Genomic DNA, 1,338 nt, shown 5'->3' on the forward strand with positions numbered 1-1,338 from the left:
GCAGCGGGGAGCGGCGGGCGCATACGCATCGGTGCCCGCCGCTCCCCGCTGCACTCCCCCGCCCAGATCGCCGACCTGGCCCGCGCGGTGGCCCGGCGGCCGGGGTTCGCCCTCGTGGGGGTCATGGCGTACGAGGGCCATGTCGCGGGCGTGGGCGACGCGGTCGCCGGGCGGCCCCTGCGCTCGCGCGCGATCCGGCTGATGCAGGCCGCCGCGCGCCGGGAGCTGGCCGTGCGGCGGGCCGCGGCGGTGCACGCGGTACGGGCCGTGGCACCGGAGCTGGAGTTCGTCAACGGCGGCGGCACGGGCAGCGTGCAGTACACCGCGGCGGAGGACGCGGTCACCGAGATCGCCGCGGGCTCCGGGCTGTACGTCCCGCGGCTCTTCGACCACTACACGTCCTTCCGCGGCCGTCCGGCGGCCCTGTTCGCCCAGCCCGTCGTACGGCGGCCCGGCGTCGGGGTCGTGACGGTCCTCGGCGGCGGCTACCCGGCCTCCGGCCCGGCCGGCCCGGACCGGCTTCCGGTGCCGTATCTGCCCCACGGGCTGCGCTACGACCCCCAGGAGGGTCCCGGCGAGGTGCAGACCCCGCTGATCGGTCCGCCCGCCGACGACCTGCTGATCGGCGACAAGGTGTGGTTCCGGCACGCGAAGGCCGGGGAGCTGTGCGAGCGGTTCGACGTCCTGCACCTGGTCGAGGGCGACCGGGTGACGGCGACCGTGCCGACGTACCGGGGCGAGGGGCGCACCTTCCTGTAGGGGGGCCTTCCTGTAGGGGGCCTTCCTGCGCCTCGTCTCCGCGGGCCGCCCCGGCGGTCCGCGGACGGCTCAGCCCGACGGGCCGATGCTGCTGCCCACCCCGCCTCCGGTCCCGGCGTCGCCGAGGGGCCGTATGCCCTTGACGATCCTGTGCATGTCGGCCAGGGGCGGACCGTCCGGGCCGGCGTCGAAGACGAGGCGCACGATGACCGGCGCCTCGGTGCCGGTGCTGGAGTGGAAGGCCACCGACTCGACGTAGCCTCCGGGGCCCTTCGCGGTGTCGACCCGCCAGCGCACGAAGTAGCCCGCGCGTCCCGCGACCGCGATCGGGCCGAAGGCCACGGTCCGGTGGGAGACGATCCCGCCGTAGAGGCGCTGGCCGGCCGCGTTCTCGTCGTACGCCTGCTCGGCCGCCTCCTCGATGTCGCGCCGGGCCAGGGCCTCGGGGGTCGTCCCCTCGGCCGTGGTCGGGGTGCGTGTGATGACCAGGCCGTGCCGGCACAGGCCCATCCCGGCGGGGCAGTCGTAGGTGCCCTGGGTGGTCAGGACGACGTCGTCCTGACCACCAAGGGCACCTAC

At 76.1% G+C, this 1,338-nt stretch carries 1 protein-coding gene and 1 pseudogene; one reads left to right on the forward strand and one right to left on the reverse strand.

What is annotated here, in order from left to right; all coding sequences use genetic code 11:
• On the forward strand, positions 1–759 hold a 759-nt coding region (locus CCN35_RS26770; RefSeq protein ID WP_107501107.1), incomplete at its 5' end, for a type III PLP-dependent enzyme domain-containing protein.
• Positions 760–828: 69 nt separating this feature from the next.
• On the opposite strand, the pseudogene CCN35_RS26775 reads toward CCN35_RS26770, so the two are convergent.
• Positions 829–1,338 (reverse strand): annotated as a pseudogene (locus CCN35_RS26775) (hypothetical protein); the annotation flags it as partial.

The organism is Streptomyces thermovulgaris, from assembly GCF_002155915.1.
Classification (GTDB): domain Bacteria; phylum Actinomycetota; class Actinomycetes; order Streptomycetales; family Streptomycetaceae; genus Streptomyces; species Streptomyces thermovulgaris.